Origin of the sequence: Sphingobium sp. SCG-1, from assembly GCF_002953135.1 — a bacterium.
Classification (GTDB): Bacteria; Pseudomonadota; Alphaproteobacteria; order Sphingomonadales; family Sphingomonadaceae; genus Sphingobium.
On sequence record NZ_CP026372.1, the window covers coordinates 3315485 to 3339674 of the forward strand.

The window sequence follows — 24190 nt, forward strand, 5'->3', positions numbered from 1 at the left end:
ATGAAGCGCCTGACCCTGTTGCGCCATGCCAAATCCGGCTGGGACGATCCCGTCAAGCGCGACTTCGACCGTCCCTTGAACGAACGCGGCGAGCGCGCCGCCAAGCTGATGGGCCGCTTCGCGCGCGATCAGAAACTGACGGTCGACCTGCTCATCGCCTCTCCCGCCGTGCGCGTGATCGAAACGCTGAACCATTTTCTCGGCAGCTATGGCCAGTCGCCAGAAACGGCATGGGACCGGCGCATCTATCTCGCATCTTCGGCCACGCTGCTCGATGTCGTGCACGCCACGCCCGACAGCGTCGATGCACTGCTGATGGCCGGGCACAACCCCGGTCTTGAAGACCTGATCCTCGACCTTGTACCCGAAGACGAACGCAACACCGCCTTGCGCGACGAGGTGGAAACCAAATTCCCCACCGCCAGCCTCGCCACGCTGGAATTCGATGTCGATCATTGGCGCGACATAGAGGAAGCCAGCGCAACCCTCCTGTCCTTCACTCGCCCCCGCGACCTGGACGCCGCACTGGGCCCGGAGCTATATTGATTCGAGAGCGGTCAATTTGGCCGACCTATGACGGCTTGTCGCCAGAGTTTGCCGTTCAGTTGCCGCCGTCCAAACGCTCCCGTAACCAGGATGAATGCATTGGAACGTTTTGTCATATCGATACCGAACGCGCGTTTGTCAGCGATCCGGGAAAAGGTTGCTGGCTTCGAATGGGAACGACTTCCTCAAGCTGGTGGCTGGAAAGCCGGCATCAGCATCGCTGATCTCAGACGGTTGACGGATTATTGGCTCGAACATTTCGACTGGCGCGCCGTTGAGCGCCGACTGAATGAGCTCCCGCAATTCGTCACTGACGTCGAAGGTGAGCGCATCCATTTCATTCACATGCGAGGGAACGGGTCCAAGCCGCCGCTGTTACTTCTTCACGGCTGGCCAGGCTCCTTCATCGAGTTCGAGCGGCTGATTGCACCGCTCGCTGCGGATGGGCACGACGTGATCGTCCCCTCGCTCCCCGGTTTCGCCTTCTCCAACCCTATCACGGACATCATTGGCCCGCGCCGCGCCGGTGAGTTGATGCACTCATTGATGACACAGGTGATCGGTGAGCAGCGGTATATCGTCCAGGGAGGTGACTGGGGCGCACACATCGCGAGTTGGATGGCTTATACAAGACCCGACGCACTGCTGGGCTTCCACATCAACATGTGCAGTCTCTTTGCCGAGGACGCAGAACCAACGACTGAGCAAGACAAAGATTTACTCGCGCGTCGCGATGTAATCCTTCGGCGGGAAACCGGTTACAATCACGAGCAGGAGACGCGTCCGCAGACACTCGGCGTTGCGATGTCGGACAGTCCAGTGGGCCAGGCTGGTTGGATACTCGAAAAATTCGCGATGTGGGCCGATCTGCCGAAGCGGGACGATGGCAGTCCCGATTTGTGGGCCGGTTTCACTGAAGAGCAACTCCTGACCAATATCATGCTGTATGTCGGCCCCTCATCCGAAGTGACGGCCACCTGGATATATCGTGGAAAACGGCTGGAGAGATCAGGCCGCTTTCCGCCTGGCGTGCGCGTGACGGTCCCGATGGCCATCGCCGCTTTTCCCGACCCCGTCTTCCTGCCCACGCCGCGCTCTTTCGCCGAGAAGACCTACAACGTAGTCCGCTACACTGAGATGCCAGCTGGCGGGCACTTCGCTGCTTTCGAGGAACCGGAACTGATGCTTGCTGATCTACGCGCGTTCGTCGCGGAGTTGGCATGAAGTTTGTTGATACTTAAGGCCTAAGATGACGATCTTGAAGGCGGTCTGGCGAGTAGCTGACGTATCGCTTTTTCGGCCACATGTATTTTTCGCGCCGTCCACTGGTCGCGTTCAAGCCAGACAAGTTCGGCACCAGTGGCACCGGACCGGCTACGCCGCGTTTGCGGATCGATGCAGTTCTAACACTGGCCTTCAGCCAAGCGCAGCCGCGAGCCTGTCCCGTATGGCTTCCAGCTTCGCAACAAGCGCGGGATTATTCTGAGATGGCGGCGGAGCGGCAATCCGCTGCGGTTCGGCCTCCGACGACGGCAAAGAAGCAGGCATCGCTGTAGCCGTCACCGACTGCACCTGCCCCTCGCCCAGCGCTTTCTGCGCGCCGCGGATCGTGAAGCCCTCCACATTCAGCAACCGATGAATGCGCCGCGCAAGCTCTACGTCACCGGGCCGGTAATAGCGGCGATTACCCGATCGTTGCAGCGGCCGCAGTTGCGGAAACCGGCTTTCCCAATAGCGCAGGATATGCTGCGGCACGCCCAGCGTAGCCGACAGCTCTCCGATCGTCAGAAATGCACCCTCCGCCTTCATGACAATCATGTTGCACCCAATGGGCGCAAGCCGTCAACTGCTTAGCCGCTGACATGCCCTCAGGCGCGGGCGATACGTTCCCGCATCGATTGGCTTGCCCGGAAAGTCAGGACGCGGCGCGGTTCGATCGGCACTTCAACGCCCGTCTTGGGATTGCGCCCCACGCGCTCGTTCTTGTCGCGCAGCACGAAAGTACCGAAGCCGGAGATCTTCACATTCTCGCCCTCGGCCAGCGCCGTGCATAATTTGCCTAAAATGGATTCGACCATCGAAGCCGAATCCGACCGCGACAGGCCGATTTGCCGGTTCAGCGTTTCGGCCAAATCCGCACGCGTCAAAGTTGCACTACTCGTCATCACATCCCCACCGATGCAAAATCAATCCACTCGAAATTTCCCCTAGTGGAGAAAGGGATGTGCGCGATTATCAGCACGTTGGCAAGATAGGCTGACAATCATTTCGCTGCCATTTCGGCTACTGTCCCGTGGAGGGACGCCCGTCGCCCCCGCGTCAGACCCGAAGGACGCACGCGCCCCAGGTAAATCCGCCACCCATCGCTTCCAGCACCACCAGATCGCCCGGCTTCACGCGGCCGTCACGCACCGCAACATCCAGTGCCAGCGGCACGGAAGCGGCCGACGTGTTCGCATGGCGATCCACCGTCATCACGACCTTTTCAGCAGGGAGATTGAGCTTGCGCGCAGTCGCGTCAAGAATGCGGGCGTTGGCCTGATGCGGCACCACCCAATCGACATCGGCGGCTGTCAGGCCGATCTCCGCCAGCGTCTCACCCATCACCGCCGCCAGGTTGACGACGGCGTGTCGGAACACTTCCTTGCCCTTCATGCGCAACTTGCCGACCGTGCCGGTGGTCGATACGCCGCCATCGACGTAGAGCATCGCGTTATGACGACCATCGGCGTGGAGCTTGCTGGCGAGGATGCCGCGTGCGCCGTCTTCGCTCTCTTCCGCGCCCAGCACCACAGCGCCCGCGCCGTCGCCGAACAGCACGCATGTGGTGCGGTCTTCCCAGTCCATGATGCGGCTGAAGGTTTCTGACCCGATCACCAGCGCCTTGCTGGCGGTCCCGGCGCGAATCATCGCATCGGCGACCGACACGGCATAGAGAAAGCCCGAACACACCGCCGCGACGTCAAAGGCCACGCAGTCGTTGATGCCGAGCGCTGCCTGCACCTTGGTCGCGGTGGCGGGGAAGGTCTGGTCCGGAGTCGCAGTCGCGAGCACGATCAGGCCGATCTCACTTGCATCGATGCCTGCCGCTTCCAACGCCCTGCGCGATGCATCAATGGCCAACGTCGCCGTCGTCTCGTCATCGCTGGCGATATGCCGGTTACGAATGCCCGTCCGCTCGACAATCCACTCGTCGGACGTGTCGACGGTCTCGGCTAGTTCAGCATTGCTGACCGCGCGACGGGGCAGCGCGGAACCCGTGCCTAACAGAACGGAACGACGAATCATTTGACGGGCTGCTCCTTGGGCAGGGCCGCACCGTTGCTTCCCCGCGTGCCGTTACCGTTGCTGGCAAGCGCACCGATATTGGCAAGATCCTCACCGATGCGCCGGGTAATGTCTTCCTCCAGCAGGCGAGCGGCGACATGCACCGCATTGGCGACACCCTTTTCATTGGCGCTGCCATGGCTTTTCACGACCACGCCATTCAGGCCCAGGAACACCGCGCCATTGTGATTATTGGGGTCCAGATGGTGCTTCAGCAGATGCATCGCAGGTTTGGAGATCAGGAAACCGATCTTGGACCGGATCGAACTGGTGAACGCATTGCGCAGCACGTCGGTCACGAACCGCGCCGTACCTTCCGCCGTCTTCAGCGCGATATTGCCTGCAAAGCCTTCGGTCACCACCACATCGGTCTCGCCGGTGCTGATCTTGTCGCCTTCGATGAACCCGTCGAACTGCATCGGCAAGGATGTCGCCGCGCGCAGCATCGCCGCCGCGTCGCGAATCTCGTCCGTGCCCTTCATATCCTCAGTGCCGATATTCAGCAGACGCACGCGTGGCCGCTCAAGGTCCAGCACGCTGCGCGCATAGGCCGCGCCCATCACCGCGAACTGCACCAGATTGCGCGCGTCCGATTCGGTGTTCGCGCCGAGGTCCAGCATGATGACGTCATTATCGCCAAGCGTCGGCAGCAGCGCCGCAAGGGCCGGTCGGTCGATCCCCGGCATCGTGCGCAGCGCCAGTTTCGCCATCGCCATCAGCGCGCCGGTATTGCCCGCAGACACCGCCGCCCCGGCTTTCCCCGCCTTCACGGCCTGGATCGCGAGGCCCATGGACGTGTCCTTGGACTTGCGCATCGCCTGGCTGGGCTTGTCGGTCGCCGCAACGACGTTCGGCGCGTGCACCACATCGGATGCCGCGCGCAGATTGGGGTGGTTTTCCAGAGCCACCGCGATCTGCGCTTCGTCGCCGAACAGCGTGAAGCGCAACCCGTCATGCCGGTGGCGAGCCAGCGCGGCGCCCGCGATCATCACGCGCACGCCTTCATCACCGCCCATCGCGTCGATGGCGATTCGCGGCTGCTGGCTCACTGGTATCCCCCTGAAACGGAGAGTGGTTTAGAAGCTTACGCGCCGACCGCGACGACTTCGCGGCCATTGTAATGGCCGCACGCGACGCACAGGTTGTGCGGGCGCTTCAGTTCACCACAGTTCGAGCATTCCTGAAATGCTGCGACCGTCAAAGTATCGTGGCTGCGACGCATGCCACGCTTTGAAGGGGACGTTTTCCTTTTTGGGACAGCCATGTCGGCACCTGTTTCCGTATATTAATGTCGATGCGAACGGCCGGAACGCGTACAAGATGCTGACGGCCAATCGAGCCGCAGACCCATGCGGCCCGGAATATCGCGAAGCCCTGCGCCTATAGCGGTTTTTGCATCGGACGCAAGAGGTTCCTTGCCGATCCATCATGCTGCCACCGCTTGCTCCCCGTGCGACAAAGGGGCAAGGTCGCACGATATTCGGGGGAAATACCATGTTCTTGCCTATCACGCTGACCTTCGCCGCCGCCGCTGCGCTGCTCAACTTCTGGCTGGCGATGCGCGTCAGCCGGCTGCGCATGTCGGAGAAAGTGCTGCATGGCGATGGCGGCAGCGCCACGCTCACCAAACGAATGCGCGCGCAGGCGAATTATGTCGAATATACGCCCTTCATCCTCATCCTCACGGCGCTGATCGAAATGGCCTGGAACAGCCCCACCTGGCTGTGGGTCCTCTCCCTCATCTACATCGTCGCGCGAATCGCCCATGCGTTCGGAATGGATGCAGATCACCCGGCCAAGACCCGCATGTTCGGGATCATCGTGACCTGGATGGTCGTCCTGACGCTTTCGGGCGCGGCGCTTTACACCGTCTATGCCGGAACGGAGGAAGGCACCCCGGCCGATACGACGAGCGCCACCGTCTAGGCCGTGACGCCCGTCACCTGATCGGCGACATAGGGATTGGAGCGGCGCTCATGCGCGAAGGTGCTCATCGCGCCGTGACCGGGCACGAACGCCGTATCGCCGCCCAATGGCCATAGCCGCCCGGTGATCGCGTCGATCAGATCCTGATGATTGCCCATCGGGAAGTCCGTCCGCCCGATCGACCCCTGGAACAACACGTCGCCGACGATCGCCAGCTTCGAGGGCGCATGGTGGAACACCACATGGCCGGGCGTGTGGCCGGGGCAATGATAGACGTCCAGCACCAGGTCCCCCACCGTCACCGTATCGCCATTCTCCAGCCAGCGATCCGGCTCGAACACATGGCCGTCGATGCCATATTTCCGCCCGTCCTCGTCCAGCCGCGAAATCCAGAAGCGGTCGGCCTCCTGCGGCCCCTCGATCTTGACATCCAGTTCCTTCGCCAGCGTACCCGCCTCGCCGCAATGGTCGATATGGCCGTGGGTGATGAGAATCTTCTCGATCGTCACGCCATGCTGCGCCGCCGCCGCCTTCAGCTTCGAAAGATCACCACCCGGATCGACAAACGCACCCTTGTTGGTGGCCGTGCACCACAGCAGCGTACAATTCTGCTGCAACGGGGTAACGGGGATCAGGGCGGCTTTCAGGGGCGGGTTGCTCATGGCCCCGATGTGGCGAAGCCGCGCGCAATGCGCAAGGTTTTAGCCGACTCGCCGCCCCGTCCATACGACACGGCCAACAATATCGACCAGCGCAGGATCGATATCGTCCCAATTCGGGAAATGCGGATTGTCGCTGCGCACCGAAAAGCGCCCGCGTTTCGGCCCCATTGCCACGCGTTTCACCATCAGCACATCGTCCAGCCGCAACACATAAATTCCATCGCGCAGCCGCGCCGCGCCGTCTGCGCCATCGACCATGATCTCGTCGCCATCGCTGAGCGTCGGCGCCATCGATTCGCCATCGACGCGAATAATCGACAGCGCGTCGGGCTTTACCCCCATCTCCCGCAGCCAAGCCGGATCGAAAGCCATTGCGCCTGACGCCCGCTCATCATCGTCAAGTGAGCCTGCGCCAGCCGAAGCACCAAGAGACAAACGGGGAACAACTACAACAGGCGGCTGACGTCTTTTTGCCGGTATGGGAGCAACACCCTCAGGCCCGCCCAGCACCTGCTCGTCCACGCCGAAGTAGCGCGCCAGCGTCCGCCGGTCCGCCTCATCCAGCTTCCGGGGGGTGCCGCGCTTAATATACTGCTGAATATAGGCCGGATTGCGCCCTATCAGGCGCGACAACGCCTCATATCGCTCCCGCCGTTCGGCGATAAGGCGGTCAAGCGCATGACGAGCAGAAAGATCATTCATGTTCACTCTATAGATTTAGGAATTTTCCTAGACAAGTAGGAAATGTACATTGAAATAGGAAAAACCCTATCGGCATCGACTCACAGTTTTGAGCTGCTGCTGGAGAGGATAACAGGAAGGACAATGACCATGCATCTGCTGCGCCGCATCGAAATCTTCATCAGGGAGAACAATATTCCGGCAACGCGATTCGGGCGCGACGCAGTGCGTGATCCTCGCCTTGTGCTTGATATGCGGAAGGGTCGGGAGCCGGGCGAACGCATGAAAATGCGTGTAGAACATTTCATGAACAAGCATGACAAGGGCGCGTCGGCATGAGCCGCTTCGCGCCGATCCGGGCCACAAATTCCGTGGCGACGCGCAGACTTCTTCGTGGTCTCTCCGACCTCATTGGACCTGACGCAGATCTCCGCTGCACGTCCAGCATGCCATGGGCAAGCGGGCTGTACGATGGCACCAGGCACCTGATCGAAATCGACGTGGTTGGGGAAGACGCTGCGGAGCGGGCTGACCGTATGGCGCGGATGCTGCCAGACACCGAATTCCTGCTGATCGGCAACATCGTCGCCGATCTCACGGTGGACAGTAACGTTGCACTAGATGCGCAGCATCACCGGCTGGAGCTTTCCGTCCTCACCATAGCCGATGCGTGAGGGCGGCGTGCCTCAGCGTGAAGTGATCTGCTGTAACGTGCCAAGCGCGGCGCGCAGCGCTTCGTCGATTTCCTCGTCCACGCCCGCGCGGACGTCCACCCGCGGAACGGGCGGCATGTCGGCCAGCACGCGGGGCTCCGTTGTGGGAGTTGTAGCCGCCATGCCCGTCTCGGCCAGAACGGCGCCGACCTGCTGAACGGCAGCAGCGGCCTGCGCCAGCGCCTTGCGCCGGGCAATTCCATGCTCGAACCGGTCCACCAGTTCCGCAATGTTGAGCGTGTCGAGCGGTGCACGCGCGACCGGAATGGCATTCGCCTCAGCCTCGGCAACAGGCTCATACACGGCGGGCAGCGCCTCGATCGCCTCGGTCAGGATCGTGCGATCCCCCAGCGGTTCTGGCGAACGGGGCATAGAAAGGTCGCCGAACGCGCCAAAAGTGACGGGTTCCGCTTCCTGCTCGGCGGTAATTTCAACCGCAGCATCCTCGTCAACGAAATCCAGCGCATCCGCCATCGACGTGATCGACAGCGCATCCTCACGCTCGGCCACAGGCGCTGACGCCGCTGCCGCGAATATTTGCGCCCCGCCGAAATCCTCGCTTGCGAAGATCGGTCGCCGGGGTGGGGCATCGGGATGCGCGTCCGCGCGACGCAGCACAGGCACCGCTTCGGACAGTTTCCCGCCAACATCGGCCAGAGGCTTCGTCCGCCCGCGGCCGCGCGTGAAGGTCGTCAGTTTGCCCAGTGCAAAACCCATGATGCCTTGTCCTTCTTCCAAATCCTGTGCCGGCTTGTCAGTAATGGCCGCGCTGCGCGGGATGAGTGTCAGCGACAGCCCCATGCCCATCAGCCCGGCAAATCCGGCCATGATCGCGCGCGCCGATGATCCCAGAGGCGGAGCCGCAGCGGGCACCACTTCCGAAAGCCCCGAAGATGCCACGACGAGTTCGATCAGTGGAATGGGCACCGACAGCATCGCCAGCGCAGCCGCGCTTCCCGCGAACGCCGCCATCAGCCGCCGCTTGCGCGCTTCCCGCGCCCGGTCGCGCCGCACGCTCATGCCGCCTTCGCCGCACGATGGTCGGCCAGCAGCCGGTGATAGACAGGCTCATAACGCATGATGTTCGACGCCCAGTTGCGCTCCTGCTCGACGAAGCGCCTTGCCACCGCGCGCCGCGTCTCCCAGCCCGCGCGATCTGCGAACAGGCCGTCGAGCGCTCGTGCGATCGCTGCCGGATCATCGGGCGCAAACAGTGTGCCGGTCACGCCGTCCTCGATCAGTTCGCGATGCCCGCCGACGCTCGACGCTGCGACCAGCCGCCCCTGCGCCATCGCCTCCAGCGGCTTCAATGGCGTCACAAGCTCGGTGAGCCGCATCGCCTTGCGCGGATAGGCCAGCACATCGATCAGGCTGTAATAATTCTCGACCTCGTCATGCGGCACGCGGCCCACGAACGCGATATGATCCGCGACCGGAGACGCCGCTGCCTGAGCCCGCAACGCCGCTTCACGCGGGCCGCCGCCGACCAGCAGCAACTTCGCCTTGGGCCGCGCCTGCACCAGTGCCGGCATTGCCGCGATCAGGTCGTCCAGCCCTTCATAATCGTAAAAGCTGCCAATGAACCCGACGACATCAGCGCCATCCAGCCCCAGCGCGGACCGCAACGCAGGATCGGCCGCAACCGGCGTACCGAACATTTCCATGTCCACGCCATTGGGTGACACCGCAATCTTCGCCGGATCGACGCCGCGCGAAATCAGGTCGTCCTTCAATCCCTGGCAGATCACGACTACCGCATCGGCGGCGCGCACGACGCGGCTCTCGATCTGCTTCGTCAGCCAGTAGCGCGTGCTGTTCTCCGTGCCGGTGCCGTTACCCACGGCGGCGTCTTCCCAGAACGCGCGAATTTCATAGACGAAAGGCACCCCGACTCGCCGCGCCACGCGCAGCGCCGCCAGCGCATTCAGCACCGGCGAATGGGCATGGATCAGGTCGGGCCGCCATTCCGCCGCCAGTGCAGCGGTCGCCTCGGTCAGAGCGGCGATCTCTCGCCATTCGCGCACGATCCCGCTGCCCGGCGTGATCTCGCCTGGCGTGCGGTGGAAGGTTAGCCCGTCGATCGTCTCTACCAATGGCCCCTCGGCGGTATGCCGCCGCCCGGTGATCCCGCGCACATCCCATCCCTGCGCCATCTGCGCCCGCAGGATCGCGCGGGTACGGAAGGTGTAGCCGCTATGGAGCGGCAGGCTGTGGTCGAGAACGTGCAATATCCGGGTCATGACGGACGTGATTTGCCGGAAAAGGATTAACGGCCCGTCAACCCCGTTCGGCTAATCCGGCCATGTCATGCAATCGACTGCCGCCTCCTAAAGTGATCGACACTTTCTCCCTGTTCGTCAGCCATGGCCTTATCATGGTGGCATTGTGGCGCCTGATGTCGCGCAAGGATCTGGACCGCGAATCGGAAGAGGCGACGCCCGATGCGTGACCTGTTCTTCGTCGCCTTCCTCGGGGCATTCTTCCTGCTCGGCCTGAAGCGCTCGTTTCTGCTCGTCCTCACCTATGCCTATATCGACATCGTCGCGCCGCAGCGGCTGTCCTATTTCCTGCTGAATTCGATCCCCATCTCCGCCATCGCGTTCGGGCTGGCCGTGGTCGGCTGGATGATCGCAGACGACAAGGCGGAATTGCGCATCTCCACGCGTCAGGTACTGATGATCGTCCTGCTTGCATGGTGCGGCTACACGACCCTGCACGCCGATTTCCCGGTGGAGGCGCTGACGAAATGGGCGTGGGTGTGGAAGGCGCTCGTCTTCGCGATTTTCCTGCCCTTCACTCTCCGCACCCGCCTGCGCATGGAGGCGCTAGCGCTGGTCATGGTCCTCTGCGCCAGTTCGATCATCATCACCGGCGGCATCAAGACGCTGCTCTCCGGCGGCGGCTATGGCGTCCTCAACCTGATGATCGACGACAATAGCGGCCTTTACGAAGGCAGCACGATTTCCACCGTCGCAATCGCCATCATCCCGCTGATCCTGTGGCTCACCAACTACGGCACGATCTTCCCGCCCAGCCGCCTCCTCAAACTTGCCGGATGGGCGCTGTGCGGCGCGTGCCTGCTGATCCCCATCGGAACAGAGACGCGGACCGGCCTGCTCTGCATCCTGCTATTGGGCGGGCTAATGATGATGCACATGCAGCGACGCATCGTCTATGGCACGCTGATTGCAATTGCCGCGTTCGCCGCGATCCCCTTCCTGCCCTCCTCCTTCACCTCGCGTATGGACACCATCGAGAGCTACCAGTCGGACGAGAGCGCCTCCACCCGCGTCGCCGTGTGGCAATGGACGATTCAATATGTGAAGGACCACCCGTTCGGCGGCGGCTTCGACGCCTATCTCAGCAACAGCTTCCGCTACGAGAAGACGACACTCGAAGGCCCGCCCGGTGCACAGACGGTCGAGCGCAACATCGTCGTCGATCATGGCCGCGCCTATCATAGCGCCTATTTCGAGATGCTGGGTGAACAGGGCTTCTTCGGCTTCATTCTGTGGGCGCTGATCCATGGCATGTCGCTCGCCCGCACCGAATGGATACGTCGCCACTATAAACGCCGCGACGACCCTACGAAAGCGTGGGTCGCGCCGCTCGCCCTCGCCTTGCAGCAGGGGCACCTCGTCTATCTGCTGGGCGCGGCGTTCGTCGGCATCGCCTTCCAGACGTTCGTGTTCATGATGCTCGCCTTGCAAATCGCCCTGTCGACCTACCTCGCCCGCCAGCGTCGCCATGAGGAAGGCGTGCCCATCTTCGCCCCCCGCCCGCAGAGCGCCACCGCGTGACCGGCGAACTGAAAAGCCTCACCGCCGCGCGTGGCCTCGCGGCATGGCTGGTGGTCCTCTACCACATCCGCAGCGGCGCGAACTGGGCGCCCGACTGGCTGTTCGCCTTCGCCAGCAAGGGCTATCTGGCCGTCGACTTCTTCTTCCTGCTCTCGGGCTTCGTCATCTACCTCTCGGCGCATCGGGCGATGCTGCGCGACGGAACAGCGGCAATAGCGCCGTTCCTGATCCGCCGCTTCGCCCGCATCTATCCGCTTTACGGCTTCATGCTCGCACTGACGCTGCTGTTCGTCCTGCTGCTCCACGCGACTGGCGACGATCCGCAGGGCTATCCCATGCGCGAACTGCCGCTGCACATCGCGATGCTTCAGAACTGGGGCTTCACCGAAAAGCTCGCCTGGAACCATCCCGCCTGGTCGATCAGCGCGGAGATGGCCGCCTATCTCCTATTCCCGATCATCATACTCGGCACACCGATCTCCGAAACCCGCCGCCCGAACCTGCTGGCCGCAATGATCCTGACGCTGGCCACGCTGTTCGTCATTCTCCACTTCAATGGCGAGACCACGCTTGGCCGCGACATTCCGCATTTCGGCCTACTCCGCTGCCTCGCGGAGTTCACTTGCGGCGTGCTGCTCTGCGCTTTCTGGCTGCGCGGGCCAGATGGTGAAGTATATGCGTTCGGGCTGTCGCTCGGCGGTGTCGCGATGTTCTGGGGCCTATGGCTGACGGGCCTCGCCAGCGAGCTTTGGGCGTTCCCCGCAGGAGCCGCCTGCCTCATCCTCGCGCTCGCCCATTCGTCAGCCTTCCGGCACAACCCTTTGCACATCAAGCCGTTGATAACATTGGGAGAGATAAGCTACGGCACTTACCTCTCCCACTTCATGTTATACGTCTGGTTCAAGATCATCTTTGTGGCCGATCCGCATGCCGTTCCGCCGATCCTGATGCTCTCCTTCCTCGCCCTCACCCTCGCCGCGTCCTTCCTTCTCCACCACTGGATCGAGAAGCCGGGACGCGACTGGGCGATGGCGTTCAGGAAGCGGTTGCCGCCTCGGCTTGCGTCACGGCCGTCTTGATTGCATCGACAAAGGCGGGAATGTCATCGGGCTTGCGGCTGGTGATGAGGTTGCCATCCACCACCACTTCGCGATCCACTACGTCTGCCCCGGCATTGGCCAGGTCGGTACGCAGCGAGGGCCAGCTCGTCACGGTTTTCCCATCGACGACATCGGCCTCGACCAGCAGCCAAGGCCCATGGCAGATCGCCGCGACGATCTTCCCGCTGTCCATGAACTCCTCGACGATATCGATGGCCCTGTCTTCCATCCGAAGACTGTCGGGATTGGCAACCCCGCCCGGAATGACCAGCGCGTCGTAATCGGCGGTATCCACGTCATCCAGCGTCAGATCGGGCGTGATCGTGTCGCCCTTCTTGTCATGCTCCATCCCCTGTATCGGATCGAGCTTTGGTGAAGCGAGCGTTACTTGCGCCCCCGCCTCCAACAGGCGCTTGCGCGGCTCGAACAGTTCGGACTGCTCGAAGCCATCGGTGGCAATGAAGAGGAACTTGGCATCGGCAATGTCGGGCATGGGGAACTCCTGCGGTATAAGGGGATTGCCGCACCAACAGGTCGCCTTATGGAAGGTTGCGGAACGAAGCGACGGAACGCGTGTTGAGCGCGACACTCCGAAGGAGCTGCTGGCGCTGGCCTCCAACCGGCAACGGCGCTATCCTGACCGCCAAGCAACAAAAGGAACCGCATGCCCGCCGCCGACAAGTCCGTGCCCAAGGAGCCGTTAGTCAAGATCAACGCGACTCCGCCGGACCTGCATGAAATGTGGCGCAGCACGCTGCACTGGTTCGACTTGCATGGGCTGGAGATCCTAATCGCGTGCGGCGCAGGCTTACTCATCTATCTCGGCCTCGGCGCGCTGAAGCACCTTGCCCAGCGGCTGCGCGATCGTGAAGGCGATTCCTCGAGCCTGATGACGGTCATCGGCCGGGCCTTTTCACGCACGACCCACTTCTTCCGGGTCATGGTCGCGGCACGGCTGGTCGCGGGCTACGCCAATCCGCCCGACCTGCTGATGCGCACGATCACCTTCCTCTTCACCGTCGCGACAGTGTTTCAGGGGGCGATCTGGCTGCGCGAGATCATCATTGGCCTGATCGAGCGCCGCACGGCCGACGATGGCAGCGACACGCTGACCAACGCGATGGGCATCATCCGCCTGCTCGTGACCGTGGCGCTATTCTCCATCGCAATCATCGTCGTGCTCGACAATCTGGGCGTCAACGTCACCGGCCTCGTCGCGGGCCTTGGCGTCGGCGGCATTGCCATCGGCCTTGCCGCGCAGGGCATATTCTCCGACCTGTTCGCCGCGCTCTCGATCATCTTCGACAAGCCGTTCCGTCGGGGCGAGACGATCCACTATGACCAGACCACCGCGACCGTCGAGAAGATCGGCCTCAAAAGCACGCGCCTGCGCGCCGTCACCGGCGAGCGTAAAGTGATCTCCAACGCGAACCTGCTGCAGAAGGAAATCACCAACTACCAGCATCTCGACCATCGCCGCATCAAGTTCGCCTTCGGCCTCATCTACCAGACCGACCCCGACCATGCCGAACGCGTGCCCGACATCGTGAGGGACATCGTGGAATCGCTCGACGGCAAGTTCATCCGCTGCGGCATGATAAACTTCGGTGCCAGTAGCCTCGACTATGAAGTGGAGTTCGACGTCTACCTGCCCGACTGGGACTCCATCTACAAAGTCCGGCACAAGGTCGCGATCGCAATGCTGAAGCGCTTCGCCAAGGAGCGGCTGGAGTTCGCCTACCCCACGCAGACCACTTTCACGGCCGATCCGGAAGGCAAATATATCATGCCCTACCCGAGCGTGATGCCGGTCAGCGGCATCAAAAGCTGACGGTAGAATTGTGGCCCGATTGGCGGAGTGGCCGGAACAGGGGCCGCAACTCACAGGTTCGACAAACGCCTCCCAGCTACCTTGGATTACGACGCGGCCCGGCCTGCCCTATTTCCTGACCGCGCATGGCGCGCCGTGGACGCCGATCGGCCAGAACGACGCAGTGACATGGCCCGAACTCTCCGGCCTATTCCGCCGCCGCGACCTTCCCGCCGTGGAGCGGCACCTGCGCTGGCTAAAGGCCCACGGCGTCAACTGCCTGCGCCTGATGCTAGAATATTGCCAGACGGAGCATCGCTATATCGAGCGTCCCGCCGGACGGTTCGCACCCAATATGGTGCGGCTGTGGGACGATCTCTTCGCGATGCTGGAGGACATCGGCCTGCATGTGCTGCTGACTCCCTTCGACACCTTCTTCACTTGGATACGGTGGCGCGATCACCCCTATAACGCACGCAATGGGGGCCCGTGTTCCAGCCGCCGCACGCTCCTCACCTGCCCCGCCACGCGCGATGCGATCAAGGCGCGCCTCGCCTTCGCCAGCGACCGATGGGGCGGCAGCCCGGCGATCTTCGCTTGGGACTTATGGAATGAGATGCACCCGGCGCACGGCGGCGACGATCCCGCAACGTTCGGACCGTTCATTGAGGATATCGGCCCATGGCTCCGCGCCCGCGAGACCGAACGCCATGGCCGCGCGCACTTGCAGACTGTCTCGGTCTTCGGCCCCGAACTGCTGAAACATGCCTCAATTTCAGAGACAATTTTCCGCCATCCGCGCCTCGATTTCGCGAACACTCATCTTTACGAACATGGCACGATCGACGATCCGAAAGACACGATTGCGCCCGCCCTTGCCGTCGGCCGGTTGATGCGGGCGGCGGTGCAGGACGCGGCTGACGGACGCCCGGTCTTCGATTCCGAACATGGCCCGATCCACCGCTTCAAGGACAAGAAGCACACCCTGCCCGAACCCTTTGACGACCAATATTTCCGCCACATCCAATGGGCACATCTGGCAAGCGGCGGCGCGGGCGGTGGCATGCGCTGGCCCAACCGCCACCCCCACATCCTGACGCCCGGAATGCGCCGCGCACAGCAATCGCTCGCCACGTTCCTGCCCCTCATCGACTGGGCGCAATTCCACCGACGCAACCTGAACGAGGAAGTCACCGTCTCCCACCAGTCGCTCGCGAAATTCGGCTGCGGGGATGAGAAGCAGGCTGTGCTGTGGCTACTACGGACCGACACGCGTTCAAAGGACGGCATGGTTCCCAGAGAAGCCACTCCGATCACCACCAGCGCCCACATGCCCGGACTTAAAGCCGGAACATACATCGTGACTAGCTTCGACACCGAAACCTGCGAGCCTCACACCCAAATGCTGGAAGCCGACAACGATGGCCTCGACGTACCGGATATCGCGATAAGGAACGACATCGCCATCGCGATCACACCCGCCGGGACGCAGCGCTTAAACTATACCTAGAGAAGATGGTGGCGGGGCTTGGATCGAACTCTCCACCTAGCATACAGATTTTCGCAGTTTTTTTATTCATTCAGCATCTATAACCACAGTTTTTGCAGAGCAAGGCGTCAACCGATATGGTGAAGAATGGCCCATAACCTGTTGGGAAAGTTGCGTGCGACAGTGGCCGGTAGACGAGCGTTTCGCCTTTCGAGCAGCGGCCATGGCTGCGGGTCATGTTGGTGACGGTCCAGGTTCCATCGATGACCACGAGGCGTTCGGGTTCCAGATCGATCTGACCATCGAACCAGTCGTGACGCCGTTTCAAAACGTCGGGCCGGTCTTGCTCGATTGCATGAGCAGTCTTTTGTTGCGCGTCATGCCCCCGCGCACGAAAAAGCGGTGAAGACCGGCAACAGAAACACGCAGACTAATCTCAGCCAAGCCAGTCCGCAGTTCCTCCAGCAAAACCTTCAAGGGCTGGTTGCAGCAATCGAGACATACCGGTTCGCAGCCGTGTGTGGGCGGATGCGGAACAGCGCAGGTTGGTGCGTGAGGTTGATGGGTTAGCGCGCGCCGCTGACGGACATTCTGTGCACGAGCGGATCGAGGTGCTCGGCCAGGACGTGAATATTAGTATCAGTTCGCAGCGGGAAACGTCGAGCCTGTGCTGGACCGAACGCGTACATCCAGCCGCGCAGGCGCTGCGGCAAAGTTGGTGGTCGCAAGTTGCCGACTTGGCGGAGTGGGTTTTTCTCCGCCATCGATGACATTGGGGATATTGCCGGTTCGAAGTCGAAGACAGTAACTGGACTACGGCATTTCGAGTGGTAGCCGATCCATACAATCCCAATTCGCCGGTATCGACCGAATCGAGACGCGGACAGCCGACCTGTAGTCAAGAACCAAAGAGCCTGCTGAATGAGTAGCGGGCTCTTTCGCCGTCCGATGCCGTCACGCCCGCATCAGTGGGTCGCTCACTCCATCACGTCCGATTTCCATGCGACCGGCCAGGCGGATGTCCATGCCCGGTGTACTTACGATAAGATCATACCAATTTTCCGTTTTTGCCACTGGCCAGGACTCATGCGTACTGCCGCCACCGTTTACTGCTACAGTTCGGTTGCGGTGAACGCCGTACGCGTCATTTCCCAACGTAACTGTAGCGGAAGAACTGCTGGATTGCGCAAAGCGCAGGCGAATGGCTTTGCCCGCGCCGTCATATCGTGCCGTCAGCACTGGCGCTTTGGCAGCTTGCGCAAGATTGCCTTTGAAGGCCCTGACGTAGCCATTGGGGCCGAGCACGATCAAGTCGAAGTTGCCTTCGCTTTTTCCTGACCACATGTCCGTCAGCGCTTTACCCGACTCAATGGTATAACGCCTTGGGATCTGATCCAGCGCATTCTTGTCGTAGACTTGAAAGACAGCGCCTGCCTGTCCCTCGTTAATGAAGGTGAGGGAGAGGCCGTCCTGCGCCGCTACGGCATCGACATGCAGGACATAAGGGAGCGCACGCGAACGGCGAACGCCCGCTTCCTGGTAAAGGTTCTGTGGCGCGCGGGGCGGCAGCGCTTTAGGGCGCGTGAGATGCTCCGCCAGTATGGCGCTCGCTGCGCTGACATCTGGGAGCGCGGGAAAGGCCGTGGCGGCATTCTGCGAAAAATCGAAACAACTAGTAAGGTCACCGCATACCGCGCGATTCCAAGTGCTAATGCCGGGTATCGTCACGCCAAAACGCTTTTCAATGAACTGGCCGACTGAGGTGTGATCGAACACTTCGCTGTTGACCCAGCCGCCCCGGCTCCATGGGGATACGACGTACATCGGAACCCGTGGTCCGAGGCCCCACGGGCGGACGGTTCCGGTCGCAGTATCATCGCGGGACGTATATTTGTCTTCATGATCGTCGAAATATTGGCCCGCTAAATCGAGCGTTGCCTTGCCAGCCATCGATCCGTCGGGGTTATGGGAAGGCGGTGCTGGCGGCGGCAAATGATCGAACAGGCCGTCATTCTCGTCGAACGTCTGAAAGAAGACGGTTTGGCTCCACACCTCCGGATTAGAGGTGAGCGCATCGAGTACCTCTGCGGTGAAGGCTGCGCCCTCTATGGGCGTCGAGGCACTGGGATGCTCCGAACGTTCCTTTGGGGGCAATATCCAGGACACGGCAGGCAGCGTGCCGTCTTTCACGTCTTTGGCGAACTGCTCCAGCGAAAATTCGCTCATCCCTCGTTTATAAAGTCCGGTATCCGGCGCGGCCTCGCGAAAACCCTTGAACGCCAAACCGCCATGCATGGCACCCGTCCAATTGTCGTTCGGATCCTGGTATATCCGCCAGTCGATACCGGCATCCTCAAGCACTTCGGGGATGGTCGCCCACTCCAGAGCGTTGCCTGCATAAGTATAGCCCGGTTCCGGCAGTGCTCCCTTGATCCAGCAACGCAGATTGTTCGGCTCCGAATGCGTGTCGCGGCAGTTGATGCCCTGCGCGGCCATTTTGGGATCGAAGCTAGAACCCGACCAGAAGACGATCCGGTTCGGATCGGTGCCGCTGGTGACGGAACAATGATAGGCGTCGCAGATGGTAAAGGCTTCGGCGAGCGCGAACTGGAACGGAATGTCCTCGCGCTTGTAATAGCCCATCGAATAGTCGGTCTTGAACTTAGGCCAGAGCCCGAACTTGCCTTGGTTCCAGGCCGCTTGCGCATCGGAAAAGCTGTGCGGCGTGCCAGGTACTTTCAGAGCGTTGGTGCGCTCGGTATCCAGATGGAACGGCGGCAGGTGGCGTGACCCATTCGATTGCCACCATACCGGGCGGCTGTCGGGCAGCGGGATCGGGTGGCGATCGCCAAAACCGCGGACCCCCTTCATCGTGCCGAAATAATGGTCGAAAGATCGGTTCTCCTGCATCAGAATAACGATGTGCTTGACGTCCGCGATCGTACCAGAGACGCGCTTCGGCGCGATCGCAAGGGCGCGGCCGATACTGCCCGGAAGTGCGGCAAGCCCGCCTGCAACGCTGGCTGCTTTCAGGAAATCACGTCTATTTTTCGTCGACATGGCAAGGCTCCGTTTGGCTCGGGGACAATTTACAGCAAAGATTGACGAAGGCGGCCTGCGCTGCGGTCGAGCAGCAGGACGACGATGAAGATGGCGATCAGGATCGTGCCGACATGCCCGTAATCATACATGTCATAACGGCCTTTCAGCTCCTGCCCGATGCCTCCGGCGCCGACCAACCCAATGACCGTCGCCATGCGGACGTTGCGGTCAAGAATGTAGAGGGTATAGGCGATATATTGCGGCAGAACCTGCGGCAGGATGGCATAGCGCCACATGATGATCCTGCCCGCGCCGATGGCGGTCAATGCTTCCTGCGGCCGGGGGTCGGCATTCTCGATATCGTCGGCGTAAAATTTGCCGAGGAACCCTGCGCCATAAAGCCCCAGCGCCAATATGCCGGCAATGGGACCGAAGCCATAGGCGATGACCAGAAACAGCGCGCTCACGAGTTCGGGAATGGCCCGGCAGAAGCCAATGGTCGCACGCGCCAGCATCCGGATAGGGGCGATCGGCATCATGTTGCGCGCGGCGACAAGCGCCAGCGGAAAGCCGATCAATATGGCGACGATTGTGCCCCAGAGCGCGATCTCCAGGGTTTCCAGCATTTTGGCCGCCACGTGCCGTACGTAACCCAAAGGCTCCACCAGATACGTCGTGCGGATGGGGCGGCTCTCCATTCGCATCGTCTGCGGATTGATGGCCTCAGCCCGGCTTTCCTTTATTTCGACATGCGACAGGAAGGGCAGATCGGCCGCATCGAAACCGTCAATCCGGCTGATCTCCCGCCGCTCGGAAAGTTGGATGGGAAAGAGCTGGCCGATAGCGGTGCCCAATCCATCGGCGACTTGTGATCGTTCCGCCAGCCCCAGTTGCACTGCGAAGGCCTCTGCGGTCATCGTGACCATGCGTCCGATTTCCACGCGTTGACCCGAGTACCAGAGCAGCAATGCCGCACCGATCACAAATATGATGCTGCGACTCCCATAAGGGCGCGGGAATGACCAGTTGGTCTGCGCCTGCCCCTGCGCCGTCATGCCGGCACCGCATCAGCAACGGGATGCCGCTTTGCGTAGATACGCTTCGCATCATGCGGATCGAGCATGGAAGGCGGACCGTCGAAGATGACCCGCCCATTCTGCAGTGCGACGATACGGTCGGCATAATGCCGAGCCAGGTCCAACTGATGCAGGCTGCACAGTACAGTGGCGCCGCGTGCCTGCGCCTGTCCGCGCAGCAGATCGAGAACGTCGCGGCTCAGGCGCGGGTCAAGGCTCGCGACCGGCTCGTCGGCAAGGATGACGGCTGGGTCGAGCATGAACGCGCGCGCTATCCCGACGCGCTGTTGCTGCCCGCCGGACAAGCTGTCCACACGGCGCGTGAGATGAGCTTCTTCAAGGCCCATTGCTTGGACAAGCGCACATGCCTTGTATTGCAGATCCAGCGGATAAAAGCCGGACAGCGCACGCCAGAAAGGGACCGCGGGTGCGGCACCGGCGATGACGTTGGTCGCGACGCTTGATCGGCTCGCCAGACCGTAATGCTGATGGATCATGCCGATGCGGGGACGGAGCGTCGGCAGGCCAGCTCGATCGACAGCGACGCCGCCTACGGTTACACGCCCCGCCGTCGCAAGAGACATTCCGTTGACGGTGCGCAGCAAGGTCGATTTTCCCGCACCGGAGTGACCGAGCACGACGCAGAACTGTCCAGCAGGCACGGCGAAGGTCACGCCATCAAGAGCGCAGGTGCCGTCGGAATAATGTACCGTCGTGCGCTCGAACCGAATGTCCATCATTGCTGCGCCGACTTCCGAAGGATTTCGCTCTTCAGTGTATCGCTGACCATCGCCATCTTCTGCGCGGCTGGCATGAACTTGGCGGCGGAAAAGTGGGAGTCGTAACCATCGACTTGTCCGCCGCCATAACCGCGGATCATTTCCGGAGCGATGCCGGGCTGATCCGCAACGTTCTGAAACGCCAACATCAATCGTTCGCGCAGCGCCGGGGGAATACGGCTGTTAATGACCAGTGGCGGATAGGGTATGGGATCGCTGCGCGCGATGATCCTGACATCGCGTACACCAGGCACGTTTTCCCGCACGGCCTTCTCGTAGCTTTCGAACGACAAGGCGGCGGCGTCCACGCGCCCCTGCAACAGGGCGGCAAGACTGCTGGCATGGCTACCCGTGAGGCGTACTTCCTTCAGATCCTTGGCCGGATCGATCTGCGCGTCCATTAGCATCGTCAGTGGAAAGACAAAGGACGATGTCGAGTTTACGTCACCGAAAGCGACACGTTTGCCGCGTAGGTCTTTTATGTGACTGATCGCCGAGTCTTTCCGCGTGAACAGTCCGGCATAATAGACCGACTCGCCGGATTTGACGGCCACCGCGAGCAATTGGGCGCAGCCGCGATCTTTTGCCTGAAGATAGGTAACTGGACCGACAAAGGCGATATCGGCTGCGCCGTTGCACATGCCCTCCACCACCGCGCCATAGGATTGCGCAACTTTCAGGTCGAACGTGAGGCCGGTGCTCCGCGACACCGCGTTGAAGATCGGCTGATAATCGGCCAGCGTTCCGCTTTCTGTCCCTCCATCGGCTGGGATCAGCAGGACGTGAAGCGGTTGCAAGCTGGAACTCTTTTGCAAGGCCAACCACAGGCCGCCCATAACCAGCGTTAGAACCACCAATGCCGCGATCATCCACCGTTTCATGGCGCCCCTGTCTATTCTACCGTGCCGGATGCGGGCGCAATATCGCAGGGCTGTGACATGCCGATGAACCTTGCGATGCCGAAACAGGAGGATCGTACGCCTTGCGATCAGAAGCTCGTAGTGAACGATGCATACACGGCGCGCGGCTTGCCTTCGAAAGCGTAGCCATAGAAATATTCGGGGCTGTTAAGGGCGATCTCGCCGCGGATGAACGCTGAGCCAAAGCGCTGGTTGCCGAACCCGTATCGCTCTGCATATTTGCTGTTGGTGATGTTGACGACGCGAATTTGAAAACGGTGCTGCCGCTCGTCTCCTGCCCAATAGGCGATCGAGCCATTCATGACGAAATAGTTGCCGAAGTTGTATCGCAGGGCATTGTTCACGCCGCCTGTCGAGTACTCCGCCCCTTGATAGCGGGGGAGCAGCGTAAGATGAATGCGATCATTGGCGCTATGCCAGGCCACATTGCCGGTGATCATATATTCTGGCGTTTCGTTGATCTGCAGGTTCGTGCCAGCAAGCCGCGCCTGCTGCTTGGTATAGTTGATATTGGCGGTGAATTGCTTGCCGAGGATGAAGTCCACGTCGGCCGTGATGCCGCGTATTTCGGTAACGGCGGTATTGTTGAACCACGTATTGGGCGTCAGGCCCGACGTACCCTGGATACGATTGCTGATGTCGGTGCGGAATGCGCCGACTTCGGCATTGATCTGCAGCGTTCCGAAGGATTTGCTGAAGCCAACCGCGCCGTTATAGGTCTCGGTGCTTTCCGTCTTCAGGTTTGGATTACCGACCTGCGTCGGGCTGATGGAAAAAAGTTCGTTCGTGCGCGGCAGGCTGTAGGACGTGCCGCCATTGCCGCGGATGTAGAAGGGGCCGATGGGCTGACGAAAACCGAACTTCCATATGGTTTTCGAATCAAAGCTTTTGGCAAAGTCGGTGCGAACGGCGAGTGAAATCTTGGTGTCCGGACTGAACGGAATAACCGGGCGTGCGTCAAGGTACAGGCCGGTGATGGTGGTGGAGGAATTATCCACTGGATAAACCGGATCGGAGTCATCCTTGTAGGAGACCACCTGCACCCCCGCCACGACTTCTATCGCCTTGGGAAAGGTGAACGTGTTGCGGAAGTTGAGGCCGCGCTCCTGAAAACCGCCGACTTTGGAATCTTTGCCGAACCCTTTGTTGGGATATGGTGTCGAACGTCCGGTGGCATCCCCAAAAGCAATGCGGCGGCCATTGTCGATATCTACGCAGCCCGTGCGGACACGACAGATTTCGGCAAAGGTTTCGGTATTGTTGAGCTTGGGATTGCTCCAATAGCCGGCCAGTTCGGTGTACATCGTATCCGACCAGCGACGATCGATATTAAAATCGACTATCGGGTATCGCACGCGATTGGGTGAAAAGGTTTCGTTGTCCGGAAACGGGTCTTGGAATTCGATCTGCGTATACTGGCCATTGGCGCGGAACTCGGTCTTGTCGTCGACCTTCCAGAGATATTTAATGCCGATATTGTTGCGATTGAGCGGATATTTCTGAATGCCGCCCGCTCTTGCGACGTTATCGACATAGCTTTCCGGCGCGAAAATTCGAGGGCCATCGGTTTGTTGGCTGCTGCCATAGACCATGAAGCTATTGCGACCTTCAGGATCCAGCGCAAAGCGGGCGTTACCCCACAACTCGCGCGAGTTGAATTCGCCGTAGCTTGCGCCCAGTTCCACCCTGTTAGTGCCATCAGGCCGCTTGGTCACCAGGCTGATGACACCAATGCCGCCGTTTGATCCGAAGAACAGGCTGTTACCGCCGCGGAAAACCTCGACCCTTTCGATCATATGAGGATCGATTGTCGTAGAACCCCAGATGTCTTCGAGAGCAGGCCCACGATCGTAAAGCGGGACTCCGTCAAGTACCACAAGTGTGTCGCGATCGCCGCCGCCATCAAGGCGGATCGTATATTCGCCCTCGTCAGGCGAGTATCCGATGTTGGCGCCCTTGATAAGGAACTGTGCGACTTCGGCGAAGTTGCTGGCGCCGCTGGAGGCGATGGCCTGCGAACCTACAATCTGTACATTGTTGCCGAACTCCGCCGCTGCTGCGGCGAGCTTGGTGGCTTCCGTCTTCTGGCCCGTCACGATGATCGAGGCGCTGCCTTGTGCTTCGGCCTCGGCTGATGCGTCTTCTGCTGCCGGGACTTGCGCCATGGCAGTTGAAGGAAGCGCAACTGAGCCGAGCAATATGCCGAGCAAGTTCAGTTGCGCTTTTTTCCGTGCGTGGTTCAGCATAGTAATTCCCCCGAAAATTGATGCATCGTCGAGCAGCACATCAAGCCAGGTGCGACTCAATGTTGCAGCGCGT

24 protein-coding genes and 1 pseudogene are annotated in these 24190 nt (G+C 61.1%); 9 read left to right on the top strand and 16 right to left on the bottom strand.

Annotation, left to right across the window (positions count from 1 at the left end):
- Positions 1 to 546 carry a SixA phosphatase family protein gene (locus tag C1T17_RS15245; RefSeq protein WP_104954171.1) on the top strand — a complete coding sequence of 182 codons (546 nt, stop codon included), beginning with the start codon at positions 1 to 3 and terminating at the stop codon, positions 544 to 546.
- Positions 547 to 645: 99 nt separating this feature from the next.
- The gene (locus tag C1T17_RS15250; protein WP_223262634.1) at positions 646 to 1770 is read left to right on the top strand and encodes an epoxide hydrolase family protein; all 1125 of its coding nucleotides are present in this window, start codon (positions 646 to 648) and stop codon (positions 1768 to 1770) included.
- Positions 1771 to 1962: 192 nt separating this feature from the next.
- Here C1T17_RS15250 and C1T17_RS15255 read toward each other — a convergent pair whose 3' ends face one another.
- The 5 genes from C1T17_RS15255 to rpmF form a co-directional block, all read right to left on the bottom strand.
- Complete coding sequence (locus tag C1T17_RS15255; RefSeq protein WP_104954173.1) at positions 1963 to 2364, bottom strand: MerR family transcriptional regulator; 402 nt, start codon at positions 2362 to 2364, stop codon at positions 1963 to 1965.
- 50 nt (positions 2365 to 2414) lie between these two features.
- Complete coding sequence (locus tag C1T17_RS15260) at positions 2415 to 2711, bottom strand: integration host factor subunit alpha (protein ID WP_104955276.1); 297 nt, start codon at positions 2709 to 2711, stop codon at positions 2415 to 2417.
- 154 nt (positions 2712 to 2865) lie between these two features.
- A complete protein-coding gene (locus C1T17_RS15265; RefSeq protein ID WP_104954174.1) occupies positions 2866 to 3834 on the bottom strand; it encodes a beta-ketoacyl-ACP synthase III in 969 nt (322 codons plus the stop codon).
- The gene (gene plsX, locus C1T17_RS15270; protein WP_104954175.1) at positions 3831 to 4922 is read right to left on the bottom strand and encodes a phosphate acyltransferase PlsX; all 1092 of its coding nucleotides are present in this window, start codon (positions 4920 to 4922) and stop codon (positions 3831 to 3833) included. The genes C1T17_RS15265 and plsX overlap by 4 nt, the downstream gene beginning before the upstream one ends.
- 35 nt (positions 4923 to 4957) lie before the next feature.
- On the bottom strand, positions 4958 to 5137 hold the full coding sequence (gene rpmF, locus C1T17_RS15275) for a 50S ribosomal protein L32 (protein WP_104954176.1): 180 nt from the start codon (positions 5135 to 5137) through the stop codon (positions 4958 to 4960).
- A gap of 230 nt (positions 5138 to 5367) precedes the next feature.
- Between rpmF and C1T17_RS15280 the strand changes: the two genes are divergently transcribed.
- Positions 5368 to 5799, top strand: a complete 432-nt coding sequence (locus C1T17_RS15280; RefSeq protein WP_104954177.1) for an MAPEG family protein — start codon at positions 5368 to 5370, stop codon at positions 5797 to 5799.
- Here C1T17_RS15280 and C1T17_RS15285 read toward each other — a convergent pair.
- Together C1T17_RS15285 and C1T17_RS15290 are read right to left on the bottom strand one after the other, a co-directional pair.
- Positions 5796 to 6461 (bottom strand): MBL fold metallo-hydrolase, encoded by a 666-nt coding sequence (locus tag C1T17_RS15285; protein ID WP_104954178.1) that lies wholly within the window; start codon positions 6459 to 6461, stop codon positions 5796 to 5798. The genes C1T17_RS15280 and C1T17_RS15285 overlap by 4 nt on opposite strands.
- A gap of 39 nt (positions 6462 to 6500) precedes the next feature.
- Complete coding sequence (locus tag C1T17_RS15290; protein WP_104954179.1) at positions 6501 to 7163, bottom strand: helix-turn-helix transcriptional regulator; 663 nt, start codon at positions 7161 to 7163, stop codon at positions 6501 to 6503.
- Between the two features lie 129 nt (positions 7164 to 7292).
- Here C1T17_RS15290 and C1T17_RS15295 point away from each other — a divergent pair, with 129 nt between their 5' ends.
- The gene (locus C1T17_RS15295) at positions 7293 to 7481 is read left to right on the top strand and encodes a hypothetical protein (RefSeq protein ID WP_104955277.1); all 189 of its coding nucleotides are present in this window, start codon (positions 7293 to 7295) and stop codon (positions 7479 to 7481) included.
- A complete protein-coding gene (locus C1T17_RS15300) occupies positions 7478 to 7816 on the top strand; it encodes a hypothetical protein (RefSeq protein WP_104954180.1) in 339 nt (112 codons plus the stop codon). The genes C1T17_RS15295 and C1T17_RS15300 overlap by 4 nt, the downstream gene beginning before the upstream one ends.
- Positions 7817 to 7828: 12 nt before the next feature.
- Here the strand turns inward: C1T17_RS15300 and C1T17_RS15305 are convergent, their stop codons facing one another.
- Both C1T17_RS15305 and C1T17_RS15310 read right to left on the bottom strand, forming a co-directional pair.
- Positions 7829 to 8875 carry a hypothetical protein gene (locus C1T17_RS15305; protein ID WP_223262636.1) on the bottom strand — a complete coding sequence of 349 codons (1047 nt, stop codon included), beginning with the start codon at positions 8873 to 8875 and terminating at the stop codon, positions 7829 to 7831.
- Positions 8872 to 10095, bottom strand: coding sequence for a TIGR04063 family PEP-CTERM/XrtA system glycosyltransferase (locus C1T17_RS15310; RefSeq protein WP_104954181.1), 1224 nt, complete (start codon positions 10093 to 10095; stop codon positions 8872 to 8874). The genes C1T17_RS15305 and C1T17_RS15310 overlap by 4 nt, the downstream gene beginning before the upstream one ends.
- A gap of 201 nt (positions 10096 to 10296) precedes the next feature.
- On the opposite strand from C1T17_RS15310, the gene C1T17_RS15315 reads away from it, so the two are divergent.
- Positions 10297 to 11655, top strand: a complete 1359-nt coding sequence (locus C1T17_RS15315) for a putative O-glycosylation ligase, exosortase A system-associated (protein WP_104954182.1) — start codon at positions 10297 to 10299, stop codon at positions 11653 to 11655.
- Positions 11652 to 12734, top strand: a complete 1083-nt coding sequence (locus C1T17_RS15320) for an acyltransferase family protein (protein WP_104954183.1) — start codon at positions 11652 to 11654, stop codon at positions 12732 to 12734. Before C1T17_RS15315 ends, C1T17_RS15320 begins: the two co-directional genes overlap by 4 nt.
- Here the strand turns inward: C1T17_RS15320 and C1T17_RS15325 are convergent.
- Positions 12691 to 13248, bottom strand: a complete 558-nt coding sequence (locus tag C1T17_RS15325) for a type 1 glutamine amidotransferase domain-containing protein (protein ID WP_104954184.1) — start codon at positions 13246 to 13248, stop codon at positions 12691 to 12693. The genes C1T17_RS15320 and C1T17_RS15325 overlap by 44 nt on opposite strands.
- Before the next feature lie 171 nt (positions 13249 to 13419).
- Between C1T17_RS15325 and C1T17_RS15330 the strand changes: the two genes are divergently transcribed.
- Positions 13420 to 14586: a mechanosensitive ion channel family protein gene (locus tag C1T17_RS15330; protein ID WP_104954185.1), complete on the top strand. Its 1167-nt coding sequence runs from the start codon at positions 13420 to 13422 to the stop codon at positions 14584 to 14586.
- A 19-nt stretch (positions 14587 to 14605) separates the two neighbouring features.
- Positions 14606 to 16075, top strand: coding sequence for a hypothetical protein (locus tag C1T17_RS15335; protein WP_104954186.1), 1470 nt, complete (start codon positions 14606 to 14608; stop codon positions 16073 to 16075).
- Positions 16076 to 16256: 181 nt separating this feature from the next.
- Here the strand turns inward: C1T17_RS15335 and C1T17_RS15340 are convergent.
- The 6 genes and pseudogenes from C1T17_RS15340 to C1T17_RS15365 form a co-directional block, all read right to left on the bottom strand.
- Positions 16257 to 16418: pseudogene (locus C1T17_RS15340) on the bottom strand (IS630 family transposase); the annotation flags it as partial.
- Positions 16419 to 17008: 590 nt separating this feature from the next.
- Positions 17009 to 19114 carry a phosphocholine-specific phospholipase C gene (locus C1T17_RS15345; RefSeq protein ID WP_104954187.1) on the bottom strand — a complete coding sequence of 702 codons (2106 nt, stop codon included), beginning with the start codon at positions 19112 to 19114 and terminating at the stop codon, positions 17009 to 17011.
- Between the two features lie 29 nt (positions 19115 to 19143).
- Entirely contained in the window at positions 19144 to 20151 is a 1008-nt protein-coding gene (gene phnE / locus C1T17_RS15350) for a phosphonate ABC transporter, permease protein PhnE (RefSeq protein WP_104954188.1), read from the bottom strand.
- Entirely contained in the window at positions 20148 to 20912 is a 765-nt protein-coding gene (locus C1T17_RS15355) for a phosphonate ABC transporter ATP-binding protein (protein WP_223262637.1), read from the bottom strand. Before C1T17_RS15355 ends, phnE begins: the two co-directional genes overlap by 4 nt.
- Positions 20909 to 21832: a phosphate/phosphite/phosphonate ABC transporter substrate-binding protein gene (locus tag C1T17_RS15360; RefSeq protein WP_104954190.1), complete on the bottom strand. Its 924-nt coding sequence runs from the start codon at positions 21830 to 21832 to the stop codon at positions 20909 to 20911. Before C1T17_RS15360 ends, C1T17_RS15355 begins: the two co-directional genes overlap by 4 nt.
- A 107-nt stretch (positions 21833 to 21939) precedes the next feature.
- Complete coding sequence (locus tag C1T17_RS15365) at positions 21940 to 24177, bottom strand: TonB-dependent receptor plug domain-containing protein (protein ID WP_223262638.1); 2238 nt, start codon at positions 24175 to 24177, stop codon at positions 21940 to 21942.
- Between the last annotated feature and the right edge of the window lie 13 nt (positions 24178 to 24190).